Source organism: Nocardia sp. CA-107356 (assembly GCF_050946365.1).
Taxonomy (GTDB): domain Bacteria; phylum Actinomycetota; class Actinomycetes; order Mycobacteriales; family Mycobacteriaceae; genus Nocardia.
Genome location: NZ_CP191992.1, coordinates 3,168,293 through 3,188,456 on the forward strand (window position 1 = coordinate 3,168,293; position 20,164 = coordinate 3,188,456).

A 20,164-nucleotide genomic window follows, 5' to 3' on the forward strand; every position below is an offset into this window, starting at 1 on the left:
CCAGACGAGGGGGCGCCCTCGGCCGAGCCCGCACGGACCACGTCGGGCTGACAAGTTCATAGACGCGCTCTGAGATTTCGGGGCCAGTTCGGGCCGTTATCGCCCCGGTTTGCGATCACCTTCCGAAGCCAGTTCGATTCCCGCTGTTTCAGGTATCGTCCCGGTACCCCGACCATTTCGGCGGTTCGACAGCGGTTCGGCTGCCGATGGCTCGGTTACCTTGTCCCGGACCCGATCCGAGTGAGATCCGTCCGACTCTTCGGTTGTCTGGACGAGTCTGTCGGACATGGTGCTGGTGATGAACTTGGGGATCGCAGGGGCGAAGAGTTTGAGGTAGGAGTCGATCCATTCTTGGCGGGTGCTGAGGAATGGGAAGTCGGTGGGGGCCATATGGCGAACGGCGAGTATGGGTAGTGGCGCGTCGAGTGCCGGGAAGTCCGGGTTGTGCAGCCCCGGGGTGGTGCACCCCGGATAGAACTGACCGAGCATCAGACCCTTTTCGACGAACCGGGACTTCTGGTCCTGTTGAATCGCGTCGATATCAGCGTATTCGGTGAGGTCCGGGAAGACCGCGAGGACAGCCTTGAACTTGGAATCGGGTTCATCCTGAGGTGGCAGGGCAGGGAACAGGTCGTACAGATAGTCGACGATCGCGCTCAGGTACTCGGCGTCGATGGAACGACCTTCGAAGAAGACGGCCCACAGCGACTGGTTGGTGATGGCGCGGCTGGTGTAAGGACAGACCGGGCCGGATCGACCGAGGTCGGGGTGCGCCTGACACAGGTATTCGCGAGTCCACCTACGTAATTCGGCAGCCCGGGGATGCGCGGCGATACCAGCCGCCGTATCGGGAGCGAATAGGTTGACTGGCTCGACGCCGGAACGTGTCCCGACGATTCGGTCCGTGTTCATGATCGGCTTGTCCTTGTGGGGGTGGGAGGCTCCAGTGGGGTGGTTCGGGATGAGCGGAAGTGCTCGGTGAGGACGAATCCGATCGCACGAAGCGACTCGGGTTCGATCATCCGTTCGTGCCGGACCGGAATGGGGTGTTCGGTGATCCGGCCGGTGATGAGGTCGTTCCATGCGAGGGCCGGATCAGGGCCGCCGTCCGTATCGTCGGCGGCGCGGAAATAAATCAGGTCACCGTCGAAGGGGGTCGGGCGATGATGCCGGGTGAGGTCGACGAGCCGGCTGTAGTCGTCGCGCAGGGTCACCAGATGCTCGGGGGTGACAGCGGTGAACAATCCGCCTTGCCGGTGTAGCAGCTCGGTCGCGGCGGCGGCGGTGAGATCGGCCTCGCCAGGTGGAACGTCGAGGCCGGCGAACTCGGCGAGCAGCTTCGCGATGGTAGGAGTGGGCATGCGAACGGTGCTGGCGGTGACGACGCGGGTGTCCATCATGGCCAGGGTGGCGACGGACTCGCCGTCGCGCCGGAGCCGGGCCGCGATCGCGTGTGCGATGGTGCCGCCGAGCGAGTAGCCGAGCAGGTGGTACGGGCCGTGCGGCTGGACAGTCCGGATCTCTTGGATGTAGCGCGCGGCGAGTTCGTCGAGCGTCTCGAACTCCGCGGTGGCATCGCTGAATGCCGGGGATTGCAGACCGTACACCGGGCGGTCCGGATCGAGGTGCTGCACGAGTCCGCTGAAACCCCAAGCCAATCCGATCGCCGGGTGGACGCAGAACAGCGGTGCGGCGTTTCCATCGGCGCGCAGCGGGAGCACGACGGCGAGTACGTCGCCGAGGTCCGATTCGTCGAGGCCACGCAGGCGGGCGTCGATGCGGCCGGCGAGCGATGCCGGTGTCGGATCGGTGAATATCCACTGGACCGGTACGTTCACACCGGTCGACTCCGCCAGGCGCGCCACCAGCGCGGCCGCGGCGAGTGAGTTGCCGCCGAGGGTGAAGAAGCCGTCGTCGAGGCCGACTCGTTCGATGCCGAGGGTCCGAGTGAAGGCGTCGCAGACGGTGGCCTCGAGTGCGGTGGACGGTGGCCGGAACCGGGCAGGTTGCCAGTGCGGTGTGGGTAGGGCTTTGTAATCGACTTTGCCGGTGGGGGTGAGGGGTATCCGGTCGACGGTGAGGATGGCGGTGGGGATCATGTGCGTGGACAGTCGCGTCGCGAGGTGAGCGGTCAGTGTGGCGGTGTCGGGTGTGGTGCCGTTAGTGGGCACGACGTAACCGACGAGTTGATTGCTGCCGTTGGGTCGGGTGTGGATCGTGACGGCGGCGTGGGCGATGTCGGGGTGGCCGCGGAGCGCGGCTTCGATGTCGCCGGGTTCGATGCGGTGGCCGTTGATCTTGAGCTGTAGGTCACTGCGACCGGAGAATCGCAGTGTTCGATCGGTAGTCCAGGCGACGAGGTCGCCGGTCCGATACATGCGTGAGCCGGCCGGTCCGTGCGGGTCGGGGATGAATCGGGCCGCGGTGGTTGCGGACTGCCGGTGGTAGCCGCGGGCGAGGCCCGGCCCGGAGACGTACAGTTCGCCGACGACTCCGGTCGGGACGGGGCGCAATCTGCGGTCGAGGACGACGGCGGTGAATCCGAGCACCGGCCCGCCGATTGTCATCGGGCCGCCCGTGGTTGTGGTCAAAGGAGCATGGCCGCAGCTGACGACGGTGGTTTCGGTAGCCCCGTAGCTGTTGAGCACTGTACGGCCCGGCATCCACTGTGCCACCAGATCGGGTGGACAGGTCTCGCCGCCGAGGATCAAGGTGTCGAGGGTGTCGAGTTCGTCGGGGGGCAGTGATGCGAGCACGGTGGGAGTGACGGCGGCATGGGTCACATGTTCGGCATTGATCAATTCCGCCAGTTCGGTGCCGGCAGCTACCGATGCGGGCGCGAGGACCAGGGTGGCACCGACAGCGGTCGCGCTGAGCAATTCGAGGATCGAGACGTCGAAGGTCGGCGAGGCGGCGGCCAGCATCCGAGAAGCCGAGGTGAGGCCGTACCGCTCCCGCGTTTCGGCGGCCAGATTCGCTATCCCGGTATGGGTGACCACGACTCCCTTGGGGGTCCCGGTGGAGCCGGAGGTGTAGATCAGGTAGGCCGGATGCTCCGGCCGTAGCGGGGTGGTGCGCTCGGCGTCATCGATTGCTGTGGGGTCCGCTGCCGCCGTCTTCGCGGCGAAGGCGGGATCGTCGAGGGCGAGCCATCCGAGCGCGTCCGATAACTGGTCTCGGTAGGTTCCGTGGGTCAGCCCGACGGTGGCACCGGAATCGGTGAGAATGCGCGTGACTCGGTCGCGAGGATGGGTGGGGTCGATCTGAACGAACGCGCCGCCGGTCTTGGTGACCGCCCACAGGGCGATGACGGCGTCGATGGAGCGTGGTAGCGCCACAGCAACTATCGCTTCCGGTCCGATTCCCATATTGATCAATGCGCGCGCCCACCGGTTGGAGGTTTCGTCGAGTTCGCGGTACGACAGCCGCGCGCCGTTGCAGGCCAGCGCTTCCGTGCCGGGCGTCGCTGTCGCCGCATCCGACAACACCTGCGGCAACACCGACGTCGCCATGCCGGGCCGACCGTGGACGGGTACCAGCGTGGCCTGCTCGACAGCCGACAGCACTTGCAGTTCGGTGAGGGGGAGGTCGATATGCGTGGCGACGATCCCGAGCACCTGCAGCACTCGGTCGGCCAAGGCGTCTACCTGCTGTCGAGTGAAAAGTTCAGGTAGGTATTTGAAGGTCAGGTGTAGCCGGGTGTCGTGGTGGACGATGAGGCCGAGTGGGTAGTGTGCGGCGTCTCGTCCTTGGACGTCGAGGATGTGCATTCCGGCGATGTCGGTGTGTTGGGACAGTCCGGCTGGGTCGACGGGGTAGGACTCGAAGACGGTGACGGTGTCGAACATTGCGCCGGGGCCGGTGAGTTGTTGGATTTGGGTGAGTCCGAGGTGGTGGTGGTCGAGTAGGGCGGTTTGTTCGGTTTGGATTCGTTGTAGTAGTTGGGCGAGGTTTTCGTGGTGGTCGAGTCGGACTCGGACGGGCACGGTGTTGACGAACAGTCCGATCATCGATTCGATACCGGGAAGATGTGGCGGTCGCCCGGAGACGGTGGTGCCGAAGACGACGTCTTCGCGGGCGGTGGCGTTGGCGAGCACGAGCGCCCAGGCTGCTTGGATGATGGTGTTGAGGGTGGTTTCCTGTTGTTGGGCGGCGGTGACCAGGGCGGTGGTGTGGCTTTCGCTGAGTTGTACTTGGACTTCGCGGGGGGTGGTGGTGTTGCGGCGGGCGCGGTCGGCGGGGGCCAGCAGTGTCGGTGCGGTGGTGCCTTCGAGTGCTTGTGTCCATGCGGTTTCGGCCGCGGCCTGGTCCTGGTTGTTGAGCCATTTCAGGTAGTCGCGGTAGGGACGTACCGGGGGCAGGGCGCTCGCGTCGCTGTCGGTGGCGTAGAGGATCAGTAGTTCGCGGATCAGTAGTGGTGTGGACCAGCCGTCGATGAGGATGTGGTGCATGCTCAGTAGCAGTCGGTATTGCTGGGGGGCGATGCCGATCAGTGTCAGTCGCAGCAGTGGGGCTGTGGTCATGTCGAATCGGCGGTCGCTCGTCGTGATCTGTTCGAGTGCGGCGGCGGTGTCGTGGTGTTGGGTCAGGTCGATTTCGGTGAACGGAACCTCGACGGTGTGGGGCACCACTTGGACGGGTTCGCGGGCGCCGTCGCGCACGAACGCGGTGCGTAGGTTGGGGTGTCGTTGCAGGAGGGTTTGTGCGGCGCGGCGCAGCCGGTCCGCGTCGACGACCCCGCCGAGTTCGATGCACAGTTGCACGATGTAGGCGTCGATGGCGTCGGTGGCGAGTTGGGCGTGGAATAGCAGTCCTGCTTGTAGTGGTGTGAGGGGCCAGATGTCGTCCAGGGCTGGGTGTCGGGTTTCGAGTCGGTCGATGGCGGGTTGGTCGAGGTCGAGGAGGTCGAGGTCGCAGGGGGTGAGTCCGCCGACGCCGGGTCGGGATGCGTGGGTGGCCAGCGCTGTGACGGCGTCGCGCCATAGTTCGGCGATCTCGGTGACTTCGGTGTTGGTGAGCAGGCTGGTGGGGTAGTCCCAGGAGGCGGTCAGGGTGGGCCCGTCGGGGGTGTCGGTGGTTGCTGCGTTGATGGCGAGCACGGCTGCGGCGGCGGTGTCGGGGTTCTGGATGCCGCCGCCGTCGGTGTCGCCGCCGGCGGGCAGCCATCCGATATCGCGTAATTGCGTGGGGATGGTGTCGAAACGTCCGAGGTAGTTGAAGCTGACCTGCGGCTCGGGTAGCGCGCCCAGGATGGGGGCGGTGTCGGTGTTGAGGTAACGCAGCAGCCCGTAGCCGATCCCGCGGTCGGGGACCTGGCGCAGTTGTTCCTTGACTGATTTGATGACCGCTGCCGCGGTAGCGCCGGCGGCGAACGCGTCGTCGATGTCGATACCGGACAGGTCCACCCGGACCGGGTAGGTGGTGGTGAACCAGCCGACGGTGCGGGTGAGGTCCGCGCCCGGCAGCACCGTGTCGTGGCGGCCGTGGCTTTCGAGAGTGAGCAACGTTTCGGTGCTGTCCTGGCCATGGCGGTGCCGCCATCGGGTCAATGCCAGTGCGAGTCCGGCGATGAGGGCGTCATCGACACTGCCGCGGAACGTTTGGGGCACGGTGGTGAGCACCGCACGGGTCACCGCGGTCGGCAGTGTCACCTCCACGGTCGCGACGCTGGCTTGGACGTCGAGGACCGGGTCGAGGGGGCGGGGACCGATCGGCGGGTCGGCGGTATCGAGGGTGGATTGCCACCAGTCGAGTTCATCGAGGTGTTCGGCCGCGGTGCTCAGGCCGTTCGCCCAGCGTCGCATCGAGGTGCCGACGGGCGCGAGTTGTGGTGGTTGCCCGGCACTGAGTTGGGCCCATGCGGTGGCGAGGTCGGGGATCAGGATCCGCCACGACACCCCATCAACGACCAGATGATGCGCCAGGACCAGCAGCCGACCCGGCCGGTCGGCCCAGTCGAACCACACCAACTGCACCATCACCCCCGCAGCCGGGTCGAGGCGTTGCGCGGCCGCGGCCGCCTCGGCATCCACGATCGCCGCGAAGTCGGCACTATCGGGCTCCACTGCCACCGGCACGCGCCGGATCAACCCAGCGGCGGTCATCGTGGTGGAGTCGGCGCTGTCTGGCTCCGCCTCTACCGGCATGCGCCGGATCAGCCCGGCGGCGGTCTCCCCGGCGGCGGTGCCCCCGGCGGCGCTCACCTCGGCGGCGCTCACCTCGGCGGCGCTCACCTCGGCGGCGCTCACCCCGGTGGTGGTGTCCTCGGTGGTGCTCATCTCGGTCGGCCGGACCTGTAGTGCCCATCCGGTCGGGTGTGTTGGGTCGGGGTGGAGTTGGGCGCGCAGCATGTCGTGGTGGTCGATCACCGCTTGCACGGTGGCTTCGATTCCGGTCTTGTCGATGCCGGTCGGTAGGGTGAGTGTCACCCACTGGCTGAAGCGGTCGTATCCGCCGCGTTCGAACATCCAACACATGATCGGCGTCAGCGGCACCCGCCCGACGCCGCCGCCGGGGAGCTCGGTCGGTAGGGCGATCGCCGCGGCACTGTCGCGGACAGCGATCTGGGCCAGTCCGGCGACGGTTTTGCGTTCGAACACCTCCCGTGTGGAGAACACCACACCGGCCGCCCTGGCCCGGGTAACCAACTGGATCGACATGATGCTGTCGCCACCCAGAGCGAAGAACGAATCATCGAGACCGACCGTGTCGATACCCAACACCTCACCGAACAGCCCAGCCAGTATCCGCTCCACATCGGTGACCGGCGCCCGGAACTCGGCGCGAGCCGAACTGAAATCCGGCACCGGTAGCGCGGCGCGGTCGAGTTTGCCGCTCTCGGTCACCGGCAGCGTGTCCAGCACCAGCACCGTCGCGGGCACCATGTGCGCGACCAACCGCTGCTCGACGAACGTGAGGACCCCGGCCGGATCGAGATCGACACCGGGTTCGGGTACCACGTACCCGACCAACCGGTCACCGAGGGCGGTGCCATGGTGCACCGTCGCGACCGCGCGCGCCACACCAGTGCAGGCCAGCAGACCCGATTCGACCTCGCCCAACTCGATGCGGAAACCACGCAGCTTGACCTGGAAATCAGCGCGGCCCACATAGTCGAGTACCAGATTCCCCTCCGGTAGCCGCAGCCACCGCACCAGATCACCGGTGCGATACATGCGCTGCCCGGGATCGGCGAACGGATCGGCAACGAACCGCGCCGCCGTCAAACCCATCCGGTTGCGATAACCACGCGCCAGACCAGGACCCGTCAGATACAACTCGCCCACAACTCCGACCGGCACCGGCCGCAACCGGGCATCGAGCACAACCTGCCCCACCCCGCGGATCGGTTCCCCCACCGTCACCGGCTCACCCGCCACCAGTGGCGCACTGGCATCGGTCTGGATCGTCGCCTCCGCCGGACCGTAGGTGTTGAACAATCTGCGCCCCGGCGCCCACCGCGACACCAGATCGGTCGAGGGCGCTTCACCACCGACCACAACAGTCTCGAGATGCTCCAACCCGACCGGATCGACCGTCGCCAACGCCGTCGGCGTCAGCGCCGCATGAGTCACCCGCTCGCTCGACAGGATCCGCGCCAACTCGTTCCCGCCATAAACAGTCGGCGGCGCAATCACCAGCCGCCCACCCGACGCGAACGCCCACAACAGTTCCAGCACCGCCGCATCGAAACTCGGCGACGCGACATGCAGCACCCGCGCGCCGGGCTCGATATCGAATCGTGAACATTGGTCGGCCACCAGATCCGCTAACCCTCGGTGCGACACCACCACGCCCTTGGGCACACCAGTCGAACCGGACGTGTAGATCAGGTACGCCGCATGGTCGAGCCGGACGGGCCCTCTGCGTTCCGCGTCGGTCACCGGCGCCGCTGATGCTGCCGACGCCTCGGCTTCGGCCGCCGCATCGTCGAGGACCAACCAGCCCACCGATGCGGGCAATCGATCCCGCCACTGTGACAGCGTGATCCCCACCGCCACACCGGAATCGGTGAGCATGTGCTCGATGCGGCCGGTCGGATACTGCGGGTCCACCGGAACGAATGCCGCCCCCGACTTCGCCACCGCCCACACCGCAAGCACCGACTCGACCGATCGCGGGAGTCCCACCGCGACATTGCCCTCCGGCCCCACACCCCGATCGATCAGCAACCGCGCCAACCGATTCGACTCCGCATCGAGCTCGCCGTAGGTCCACTGCCGATCCTCGTACACCACCGCGACCGCCCCCGGATCCCGCTGCACTGTCGCCGCCAACAGCTCCGGCAGCAGTCGCCCCGGCACCGCCGGGGAGCCCGATACCGGCGTCAATTCCCGGTATTCCGCGGGGGTGAGCAGGTTCAGCCGGGCCAGCGACAGATCCGTATCGGTTGCGATGATGCCGAGCACGCGCAGTACACGCTGCAGGGTCGCGTTCATCGTGTCGTAGTCGAAGAGTTCGGGCAGGTACTTGATCTTCAGATGCAGTCGCGTGTCGACGTGCGCGACCACACCCAACGGATAATGCGCGCCGTCCATACCCGCGACATCGACGACCCGCATGCCCGCGATATCGGTATCCGCCGTCAGCCCGAAACGATCGACCGGGAACGACTCGAACACCGTCACCGTGTCGAACACCGCCCCTGGCCCGGCGACCCGCTCGATTTCGGTGAGGCCGACGAACTGGTGGTCGAGCAGGGCCGCCTGTTCGGTCTGGATCCGGTCGAGCAGCTGTCCCAGGCTCTCAGCGGCATCGAGACGCACGCGCACGGGCAGTGTGTTGATGAACAGTCCGATCATCGATTCGATACCCACGAGCTGCGGAGACCGCCCGGAGACCACGGCACCGAAGGTCACATCGTCGCGGGAAGTCAACGAGCCCAACACAATTGCCCATGCCAGCTGGATCACGGTGTTGAGGGTGACACCACGGGCCCTGGCCAGGTGGTTCAGCGCCGCGGTCTGCTCCTCGGTCAACTCGCCGAGCACATGGCGTGATTCGGTGTAGTGGCGGCCTGGATCGGCTTGTGCCACCAGGGTCGGCTCCTCGGCGCCGTCGAACGCATCGGCCCAGGCATCGAGCGCCGCGGCCGAGTCCTGCCCGACGAACCAGGCCAGGAAGTCCCGGTAGGGGCGGACTTCGGGCAGCAACGAGGCATCGCCGTCGGTGGCGTATAGCACCAGCAGCTCCTTGAGGAGCAGCGGCGTCGACCAGCCATCGAGCAGCAGGTGATGATTGGTCAGCACCAGCCGGTAGCTCTCCGGCCCGGTGGTGACCAGCATCCAGCGCAGCAGCGGGGCGCGAGCCGGATCGAACCTGGTCGCTCGGTCCGCGGCCAACAGCAGCTCCCACTCGCGATCACTGTCATCGAGCCAGGACAGGTCGAGCTCCGACCAGGCAGCCTCGACGTCTTCCTGAACCACCTGCACCGGCCCGACATCGGCGTCGAACGAGGTGCGCAGATTCGGGTGTCGGTCGAGAAGCAGCTGTCCGGCGCGGCGCAGCCGCTGCGGATCGACCTGTCCACGCAGTTCGAGGACCAGCTGGGTCAGGTAGGCGTCCACCGATTCCTCGGACACCATGGCGTGGAACAGCAAACCCTCCTGCAACGGCGTCAACGGCCAGACGTCGCTCAACCTCGGGTACCGGTCCTCGAGCCGCTCGATTTCGGCCTGCCCGAGCCGGACCAGATCCAGATCCGACGGCGTCCGGCCCCCGCTCCCGGCATGGCGCGCATGAGTCGCCAACGCGGTCAAAGCCCGGCACCACGACTGCGCCGCCGCAGACACCTCGTCGGCCGTGAGCACCTCGGCGGGATAGGACCAGACGGCCCGCAACTGCGGCCCTGCCCCGTGGTCGCGGGTACGGACATTGATGTCCAGCAACGCCGACACCGGCATATCCGGATTCTGCGCACCGACGAGGTCGCTGCCGCCGTCCACCGGCAGCCATCCGACCGCCGATATCCTTTCGGGAATTCCCGAGGCGATGCGGCCGACGTAGTTGAATCCGATCTGCGGCGTCGGCGCAGCGCCGAGAGTCGAGCCGGTGTCCTCGTTGAGGTACCGCAGCAAGCCGTAGCCGATCCCGTGGTCCGGGATGGCGCGACGCTGTTCCTTGACGGACTTGACCGCTGCGCCGATGGCTGGCCCGCCCGCGTACGCGTCGTCGAGGTCGATGCCCGACAGATCCAAACGCACCGGGAAGCCCGTGGCGAACCGGCCGACCGTCCGGGTCAGGTCCGCGCCCGGGACGACGTCTTCCTCCCGGCCGTGCCCCTCGAGACTGATCAACATATCCGTCAGCTCCGCGGACTCCGGATCCCGTTCGCGCCGCCACTTCGTCACCGCCACCGCCAGAGCGGCCAGTAGCCCGTCGCGCACCTCGCCGTGGAATGTCGCGGGCACGTTGGTCAATAGCGCCTCGGTCACCTCGGGAGACAGCTCGACCTCGACCGTGCGGGCGGTCGCGGCCACGTCGATCGCGGGGTCGAGGGGTCGGGACCCGATCATCGGATCGGGCCCGTCGCCCATCGCTCGCCACAGTTCGAACTCAGCTACCCGCTCCGGGCGTCGGGCCGCCTCGACCAGCCCATGCGCCCATCGGCGCATCGACGTCCCGACCGGGGCCAGCTCGGGTGGCTCGCCGGACTCGATCCGGGCCCACGCGACCGCGAGGTCGGCCACCAGCACTCGCCAGGAAACCCCGTCGATCACCGAATGATGCACCAGCACTAGGACCTTGCCCAGTTCGGTCGTGTGCACCGGATCGAACCAGACCAGCTGCAGCACGATTCCGGCACCCGGATCGAGCCGGTCCGCGGCGGCCGTCAACTCTGCCGCCGCCAACGTCCGGAACTCGGGGCTTGCTGGCAGTGCTTGCATCGGCACCCGGTGGATCAGGTCGTCGGCGCGAATCATGCCGATCGGCAGCGCTTCCCACGTCCAGCGCCCGTCTTCGTCTCGAGACAGTCGCGCGCGCAGCATGTCATGCCGATCGAGCACCGCCTGCACCGTGCTCGCCATCCGCTGCCGGTCGATCCCTATCGGCAGATGATTCAGCAGCATCGCCTGCGAGAAGTGGCCGAACTTCGACTCGGACCGTTCGAGCAGCTGTCGCATGATCGGTGTCAGGGGTGCCGGTCCCACAGCTGCGCCGGGCAGTTCCGTCGCCAGGGGGGCCGCGGTGCCGTCGCGGACTGCGACTTGGGCCAGTCCGGCGATCGTTTTCCGCTCGAACACATCGCGTGCGGAGAACGCCACACCGGCTGCCCTGGCCCGAGTCACCAACTGGATCGACATGATGCTGTCGCCGCCCAGGGCGAAGAACGAATCATCGAGACCGATCGTGTCGTTGCCGAGTATGTCGGCGAAGGCCGTAGCGATGATGTGTTCGGTCGGCGTCCGTGGTGCCCGGAAGGGTTTGACATCAGCGAAAACTGGCTTCGGCAATGCCTTTCGGTCGAGTTTGCCTACCGGTGTGAGTGGGATGTGGTCCAGGACCGTGATCGAGGACGGCACCATGTAGGACGGCAACCGGTCGGTGAGGTATTCGGTCAGGGTTGTGGTGTCGATGGTGTGGTCTGGTGTGGCGACGACGTATGAGACCAGTGTTTGGGTTCCGGTGTCGTTGTGGTGGCCGACAGTGATGGCGTAGGAGACGTTTTCGTGGGTGGTGAGTGCGGTGTCGATTTCGCCGAGTTCGATGCGCAGGCCGCGGATTTTGACTTGGAAGTCGGATCGGCCGAGGTGTTGGATTGTTCGGTTGGTGGTCCAGCGGACGATGTCTCCGGTGCGGTACATGCGTGGGCCGTGTATCCAGGGGCATGCCACGAAGCGGTCGGCCGTGACATCTGCTCGGTGGTGGTATCCGCGGGCGAGTAGATCACCCGCGACATACAACTCACCCGCCACACCTGCCGGAACAGGCTGCAGCCGTTGATCCAACACCCATGCGGACGCACCGGGAAATGGCTTTCCGATGGTGACCAACTCACCCACCGCTATCGGGGAGGTCAGTGTCGCGGCAATGGTGGTTTCGGTTGGCCCGTACTCGTTGAACAGCTTCCGGTCGACACCCCAGCGTTGGACCAACTCGGTGCCGTAGTCCTCGCCGCCGACCATCAGATACTTCAGATCCGGTAGCGGCCAACGCGTGTGGTCGATGGTGGACAACGCCGAGGGGGTGATCAGGACGTGGCTGACATGTTCACGGTCGAGTAGTGCGGCGAGTTCGTCGCCGCCGTAGACATCAGTGGGTGCGATGACCATGGTCGCGCCCGCGCTGAGCGCGCACAGCAACTCCAGTACCGACACATCGAAGCTGGGTGAAGCCAAATGCAAGGTGCGGGAGCGAGATTCGATATCCATCGCATCCCGGTGGGCCGCGGCGCAGTTGCCGAGTCCGTGGTGGGTGACGGCGACGCCCTTGGGTATTCCGGTCGATCCGGAGGTGTAGATGACGTAGGCGATGTCGTCGATCCGCAGTGGACGAACCCGGTCACTGTCGGTCACGGGCCGACTGTCGTCTGTGTTGGGCTGGTTGTCGGATGTGTCGAGGCTGTTCGATATCAGCCAGTCCGCGTTGTCGGGTAGTTGTGCGCGTGCGGATGTCACGGTCAGACCGATGGCCGCTGTCGAATCGGTCATCATGTGGGTGATGCGTTCGGTGGGGTGGGTGGGGTCGATCGGCAGGAACGCGGCTCCCGTTTTGGCGACTGCCCAGACCGCGAGCACGGAGTCCGCCGAGCGTGGGATACCGATCGCGACAACGTCTTCGGGTCCGATGCCGCGCTGGATGAGTTGTCGTGCCAGTCGGTTGGAGCGTTCGTCCAACTCCCGGTAGGTCAACACCTGTCCGTTGAACACGAGCGCGGTGGCGTCGGGATCGAGCGCGGCCGCCGCGCTCATCAGGGCGGGCAGGGTGGTGGGTGTGGCTGTGGGGGCGCCGGAGCGGGTCAGCAGATCGGTTCGTTCGGTGGGTTCGAGTACGTCGATCGCCCCGACCGCAACAGTGGGGTTGGTGGCGATCGATTCCAGTATGCGGATCCATCGATGTGTAACCGATTCGATGGTTGTGGCGTCGAATAGGTCGGTGGCGTAGGTGACCGCGATGGTCATCTCGCCGCTGTCGTGGTCTTCGGAGAGGATGAATTGCAGGTCGAAGCGGGAGACCTCGGTGGGTAGATCGAGTACCGAGAGTTCGAGGTCGGGCAGTCGCAGTGTTACCGGTTCCAGGTTTTGGAACGCCAGCATCACTTGGAACAGGGGGTGTCGTGCTTGGGAGCGTTGCACACCGAGTTTGTCCACGACCTGTTCGAATGGGACGTCGGCGTGTTCGAAGGCGTCGAGGTCGGTTTGTTTGGTCCGGGCGAGGAGGTCGGTGAACGATTGCGCGGGATCGATGTCGGTGCGCAGTACCAGTGTGTTGACGAACATGCCGATCATGTCGTCGAGCGCGGCCACACCGCGTCCGGCGATCGGTGTGCCGATCGCAATGTCGGTGGTGCCGCTCAACCGGGCGAGTAGGACCGCCAATGCGGCGTGGATCGCCATGAACAACGACGAATTATGTTGCCGCGCGTACTGTTGCAGCGTGCGCACGAGTTCGGCGGGTATCGAGTAGCCGACTGTGGCGCCTTGGTTCGACATCACCACCGGTCGCGGCCGGTCGAACGGTAGAGGTAGTTCCTCGGTAACACCGTGCAGTGTGTCGGTCCAGTATCGGATCTGTTCGGCGCTCAGCGATTGCGGATCCTCGGGTGCGCCGAGAGCAGCTTGTTGCCACAGTGCGTAGTCGGCGTACTGGACCGGTAGCGGTGTCCACGCCGGGGCCGCACCATGGATCCGGGCGGCATAAGCAGTCGCCACATCACGAGCCAACGGTGTCATCGAGAAACCATCCGCGGCGATATGGTGCACCACGACAGCAAGAACGTATTCCGGGTCCTCACCGCCGACACGGAACAATCGGGCACGCGCGGGCGCTTGGATACTCACATCGAAACCTTCGGTCACGAATTCGGTGACCGTCTCCACCAACTGGTTCGGTGCGACCGGTACCACGATCAGCTCGCGGTCCACGTTCTCGACAGGCTCGACCTGTTGGATCAACATGCCATCGTGATCGGGGTACCGGGTTCGCAACACTTCGTGTCTAGCGAGCACGTCGATGACCGCCGAGTGCAGGGCCTCGATGTTCAACTCCCCGCGCAGCCGAATCGCGATCGGCATGTTGTATGCCCCTGATGCGGTGTCGTACTGATTGAAGAACCACATCCGTTGCTGGGCCGGCGCCAACGGCACGAGATCAGGACGCGGCCTAGCGATCAGTGGTGGGCGGCGTCGTCGCGTGCCGGCATGCTGATCGATGCGGCTGGCGAGTTCGGCGACCGTGGACGCCTCGAACAACAGCCGCACCGGAACCTCGGCATCCAACGCGGACCCCAGTCGCGCCGCGACCCGAGTCGCGACCAAACTGTCCCCGCCCAGCGCGAAGAACGAATCATCGAGACCGATCGTGTCGATCCCCAAAACATCGATGAACGCCCGAGCAATGACGTGTTCGGTTGGAGTGTGCGGTGCCCGGAACGGTTTGATATCGGTGAAAACTGGCTTCGGCAATGCCTTTCGATCCAGTTTGCCCACCGGTGTGAGTGGGATACGGTCCAACACCATGATCGAGGACGGCACCATATAAGACGGCAACCGGTCGCTCAGGTAATCAGCCAACAACGCGGTATCGATCGTTTGCCCCGAAGCAGCAACAACATAAGAGACCAATGATTGGGTACCCGCGTCGTTGCGATGACCGATCGTGACCGCGTAAGCGACGGTTTCATGGGTAGCCAAAGCAGTATCGATTTCGCCGAGTTCGATGCGCAGACCACGGATCTTGACTTGGAAGTCGGATCGGCCGAGGTGTTGGATTGTTCGGTTGGTGGTCCAGCGGACGATGTCTCCGGTGCGGTACATGCGTGGGCCGTGTATCCAGGGGCATGCCACGAAGCGGTCGGCCGTGACATCTGCTCGGTGGTGGTATCCGCGGGCGAGTAGATCACCCGCGACGTACAGTTCACCGGCTACACCAACTGGTACCGGTTGCAGTCGTTGGTCGAGGATCCATGCGGAGACCCCGCGGATCGGGCGGCCGATCGTGACGAGTTCTCCGGCCGCCAACGGCGAGATCAGCGTTGCGGCGATAGTGGTTTCGGTTGGCCCGTACTCGTTGAGCACGACGCGATCGACGCCCCAGCGTTCGACCAGTTCGGTGCCGTAGTCCTCGCCGCCGACCATCAGATACTTCAGATCCGGTAGCGGCCAGCGGGTGTGGTCGATGGTGGACAGTGTCGAAGGTGTGATGAGGACGTGGCTGACATGTTCACGGTCGAGTAGTGCGGCGAGTTCGTCGCCGCCATACACGTTGTTCGGTGCGATGACCATGGTTGCGCCAGCGGGCAGGGGCAGCAGCATTTCGAGTACGGATACGTCGAAGCTGGGTGACGCCAGATGTAGTGTGCGGGAGCTGGGTTCGATGCCCATGGCGGCCCGGTGTTGCGTGGCGCAGTTGCCGAGTCCGTGGTGGGTGACGGCGACGCCCTTGGGTATTCCGGTCGATCCGGAGGTGTAGATGACGTAGGCGATGTCGTCGATCCGCAACGGACGAACCCGGTCACTGTCGGTCACGGGCCGACTGTCGTCTGTGTTGGGCTGGTTGTCGGATGTGTCGAGGCTGTTCGATATCAGCCAGTCCGCGTTGTCGGGTAGTTGTGCGCGTGCGGATGTCACGGTCAGACCGATGGCCGCTGTCGAATCGGTCATCATGTGGGTGATGCGTTCGGTGGGGTGGGTGGGGTCGATCGGCAGGAACGCGGCTCCCGTTTTGGCGACTGCCCAGACCGCGAGCACGGAGTCCGCCGAGCGTGGGATGCCGATCGCGACAACGTCTTCCGGTCCGATGCCGCGTCGAATCAGCTGTCGTGCCAATCGGTTGGAGCGTTCGTCCAGCTCTCGATAACTCAGCTGTTGTCCGTCGCAGACGATCGCGGTGGCGTCGGGATCGATCGCGGCCGCTGCCGCCAGCAAATCGGGCAGCGTGGTGGGCGGTGCCGAAGGCGCGCCGGAGCGGGTCAGCAGATCGGCTCGCTCGGCGGGTTCGAGTACGTCGATCGCCCCGACCGGAACGGTGGGATCGGTGGCGACCGATTCGAGTATCCGAATCCACCGATGCGCAAGAGAATCGATGGTCGCGGTGTCGAACAGATCCGTGGCGTAGGTGACCGATATCGTCACATCGCCGCTGTCATGGTCGGCCGACAGTAGGAACTGCAGGTCGAAGGGGGATGCTGCCGCTGGCAGATCGACTACCGACAGTTCGGGATCGGGCTCCACCGGCTCGAGATTCCGCAACGCCAACAGCACCTGAAACAGCGGATGCCTGGACTGGGACCGCCGCGGCACCAACTGGTCCACCACCTGCTCGAACGGCACGTCGGCGTGCTCGAAGGCGTCCACATCGACTTCTTCGATCCGGCCGAGTAGATCGGTGAACGATTCAGCGGGATCGATCTCGGTCCGCAACACCAACATATCGACGAACTCGTCGGCGACATCGTCGAGCGCGGCCACAGTGCGCGCGGTGACCGGTGTACCGATCGGAATGTCGGTAGTGCCGCTCAACCGGGCGAGCAGGACCGCCAAACTGCCATGGATCGCGGTGAACAGTGACGAACTGTGCTGCTGGGCAAACCCTTCCACCGTCCGAACCAACTCGGCATGCAGCGCGTAGTTCGCCGTGGCCGTTCGATTCGACGACACCACCGGCCGCGGCCGGTCGAACGGCAACGCAAGGTTCTCGGGCAGATCCGCGAGCGTGGCTCGCCAGAACGCCAGATTCTCACGGCGACGACGGATCCGAGCGCCTTCACGGGCGCTGTCGGGGTGAACCTGCTCGACAGCAGAGTCCGGTGCGGCGGCGAACGCGTCGAGGAACTCCCCGAACCTGACGCAATGAGCCGACAGTTCAGCGTCGGTATAGAGGTTGGGATTGGCCAGAAAATGCAGGACCGTCCGCGCCGGCTCCCCGGTCTGATACAAGTCGACCAGCACATCATCGACCGGCCCCGAGCTGAGGATATGGAATTCCCCGGGTATCGATCCGAACCGGATCTCCTGATGGAAGAACATCACATTCACCACCGGACCCGCGAAACGCCGCACTCCACCGTGATATCCGGCAGCGGCACGAATATCGGTCAGGCCGCACCGCTGGTGCCGCAACGCCCCCACCAGATCCGAGTGCACCCGTCGCGTCAATCGCGCGACGGTATCACCCGGATCCATCACTAGCGCAAGCGGTGCGACATTGACGAACATCCCACCCGAGCGCCGCAACACCGCGTTCGTGCGACCCGAAACAGGAATATTGACCATCACCTCATCGCGGCCGGTCATCCGCGCCAAATAACAGCCGAAAGCCGCCATCACCACCGCCGCCGGGCTCGCGTTCAACGCTTTCGCCGAACGCTCGATCCGCTGCACCGTCACCGACGACAGTTCGGCCTTCGCGACCCTACTGTCCGCACACGCGGGCGCGGACCCGGCGACCAGACTGGACTCATCCCCGACCCCGGCGAGCCTGTTCACCCAATATTCCCGATCATCGGCGAACCGCTTCGACTCCCGATAGTCGCGGTCGGCCTCGTACAGGGCGCGTACATCCGCCGCACGGTTCGGCTCAGCCGCCGCGCCCCGCACCGCCGCCGTATACAACGCCGCGATCCGGTTCACGATCATCATTCCGGCGTAACCGTCCAACGCGACATGATGGATTCTGGTGTACAGCAGAAAATGCTGATCCCCGACCCACACGATCGCCGTTCCCACCAACCGGTCCCGCGTCATCTCCAACGGCGCCGTGTACTCCCGGTGCATCCACGCCAAACCCGCCGCAACAGGATCCGGTTCACCACGCACATCGATCACCGGCCCCGCGTCCACGAGCGACGGATCGAAGAACTGATACGGCTCACCATCGACCTCTACCAGCCGCAGATACCCCGACTGGAACTCACGGCCAGCCCGAACCGACGCCTCACGCAGTACATCGACATCGAGATCACCACGCAACTCGATGTACTGTGCCTCCGATATCGGCACATCCGGACTCAACTTCTGCGCCAACCACAACCCCCGCTGCCCAACAGACAACGGCACCAACTCTGTCGCTGACGCGTCCGGCTCGGCTTCTCCGCTCGACCCCTGGTCGGGATAAAGCTGCGGTCGCGGAACGGTCATTGAACTTTCCTCTAACCCGACCCACGGCCAGTCTAAGCTGAATGTTTCGCTGTGCCTACCCGCATATCGAAATCCCCGCCGCAAAATTATCATAGGAATTCCTATGGGTGGCAGGCGGTGATCTCGGTCTTCCGTCGCGTTGCGGCGCGTCGGGCAGCTGAACGTAACGCGGTGTGACGCAGGGACCTTCGGCCCTCGATCCGACGACTAAATGCCCTAACCTTCGATGATGTATGTCATATATTCACGACCGAAACGCGGTGTCAAAATCGCAAAACGATATAAATTCTGCCGTGTTGGTAACATTCGATGGTCGAATTGCGATTATCGGTTTGTCCGAAATAGGTGAACCGATCCACGGTGGAATCACCGCGCTGATGTTCACTGGTGCGGCGGTAGTCATCTGCCCTCGCCCGATCCGCGTCAGATCTCCATGGCGAGGTGCGCCAGCAGATCGACCGTATCGCAGAATGGGGGGTGCGATCGGCGGCGATCGGGTCCAGGAAGCTCTTGGCGCGTCGATGAGCACCGGCCTAGCCTGGACTCCCACCGCGCGAAGAGGAGACCACCGTGCCCGATGTCCGTGAAGTGTGGCAGAGCCGAACATGGGGGAGCGTCGGCGCTCCGGTGTACGACTTCGTCCTGGATCATCCGGAGGTGGCCCGACCTGCCGGACGGGTGCTCTGGGGCTGTGACACCCCCCGGATGTACGCGGCGATGGATATCGTCAACGAGCTGCCGGAGGGCTCAGCGCTGCTGGACCTCCCGGTGGGCGGCGGCGTGACACTGCGCCGCGTGCGACCCGATCGCAAGATCCGCTACGTGGCGGCCGACATTTCCGATGACCAGCTGGCGGCAGCGCGCCGCGCGGCCGAACGCGCCGGGTTGTCCAGCATCGACTACGTGCGTGCGGATGTTGTCGACCTGCCCTTCGCCACCGGCGAATTCGACCTGGTGGTGACGTTCGCCGGCCTGCACTGCATGCCTGATCCCGCCGCCGCGGTGGCTTCGCTCGCGCGGGTGCTCGCGCCGGGTGGACGGCTGGTCGGCAGTTGTGTGGTGCGCGGCGTCCGGCCGCGCTTCGACCTGCACATGCGAGTGATGCGGGCGTTGGGCGTATTCGGTCCGTCCGGCACCGCCGCCGATCTGTCGTGCTGGATCGCCGCGGCGGGTCTGCGGGAAGTGGAGCTGGTGTGCAACGGCGCGCTGGCCCAGTTCACGGCGGTGAAGGACTAGCGCGGCTGCTCGTAGCGTGGTCCGACGAGGGCGATGGCGGTTTCGACCGCGACGTCGATGATCTCGCGGATATCCCTGCCCTGCTCGACTGTCGAGGCGATGAGTTCGCGGAAGCCGCCGTAGAGGATGGTGGCCATCTGACGGGTCGGCGGATGCAGTCCGGGGGCTTCGAATCCCGGTGTGGCGGTGATGCGCTGGATGAGGTTGATGAAGGCTTCGCCCGCGTCGTGGTGGACTCGACGGGCAGCCTCGCCGAGTGCGGGGATGTCGCGGATCCAGGCCAGGGTGATCGTCGGATCCTGTTGTGACGCGCCGATCCAGGCTTCGATGGCCTGCCGGACCTGGGTGCGCCAGGGTGCGCTGGCGTCGACCGCATCGGAGATCTGCTGGATCGTCTCGGTATTGCGCTCGGCCAGCAGCGCGATGAAACAGTCCTGCTTGCTGTCGAAGTGTTCGTAGAAGGTGCGGCGGGAGGTGCGCGCATTGCGAACCACATCGGCGACGGTCGTCTCGCGATAGCCGCGTTCGCGCACGGCGTCGGCCATCGCGTCGAGGAGCCGATGCCGGAAGGCGGATTCCGGCGTGGCCTCGGCGGTGATGCTGGCGGCGGGCTCGGCACGGGTCACGAGCAT

4 protein-coding genes are annotated in these 20,164 nt (G+C 65.3%); 1 reads left to right on the forward strand and 3 read right to left on the reverse strand.

Features of this window, described 5'->3' with window-relative positions; translation table 11 throughout:
* Positions 1-96: 96 nt before the first annotated feature.
* Complete coding sequence (locus tag ACQP1G_RS14165; RefSeq protein ID WP_433203458.1) at positions 97-912, reverse strand: DUF6875 domain-containing protein; 816 nt, start codon at positions 910-912, stop codon at positions 97-99.
* On the reverse strand, positions 909-18,296 hold the full coding sequence (locus ACQP1G_RS14170) for an amino acid adenylation domain-containing protein (RefSeq protein WP_433203461.1): 17,388 nt from the start codon (positions 18,294-18,296) through the stop codon (positions 909-911). Before ACQP1G_RS14170 ends, ACQP1G_RS14165 begins: the two co-directional genes overlap by 4 nt.
* Before the next feature lie 570 nt (positions 18,297-18,866).
* On the opposite strand from ACQP1G_RS14170, the gene ACQP1G_RS14175 reads away from it, so the two are divergent.
* Positions 18,867-19,532 (forward strand): class I SAM-dependent methyltransferase, encoded by a 666-nt coding sequence (locus ACQP1G_RS14175; RefSeq protein WP_433203464.1) that lies wholly within the window; start codon positions 18,867-18,869, stop codon positions 19,530-19,532.
* Here the strand turns inward: ACQP1G_RS14175 and ACQP1G_RS14180 are convergent.
* Positions 19,529-20,158, reverse strand: a complete 630-nt coding sequence (locus tag ACQP1G_RS14180) for a TetR/AcrR family transcriptional regulator (RefSeq protein WP_433203466.1) — start codon at positions 20,156-20,158, stop codon at positions 19,529-19,531. The genes ACQP1G_RS14175 and ACQP1G_RS14180 overlap by 4 nt on opposite strands.
* Between the last annotated feature and the right edge of the window lie 6 nt (positions 20,159-20,164).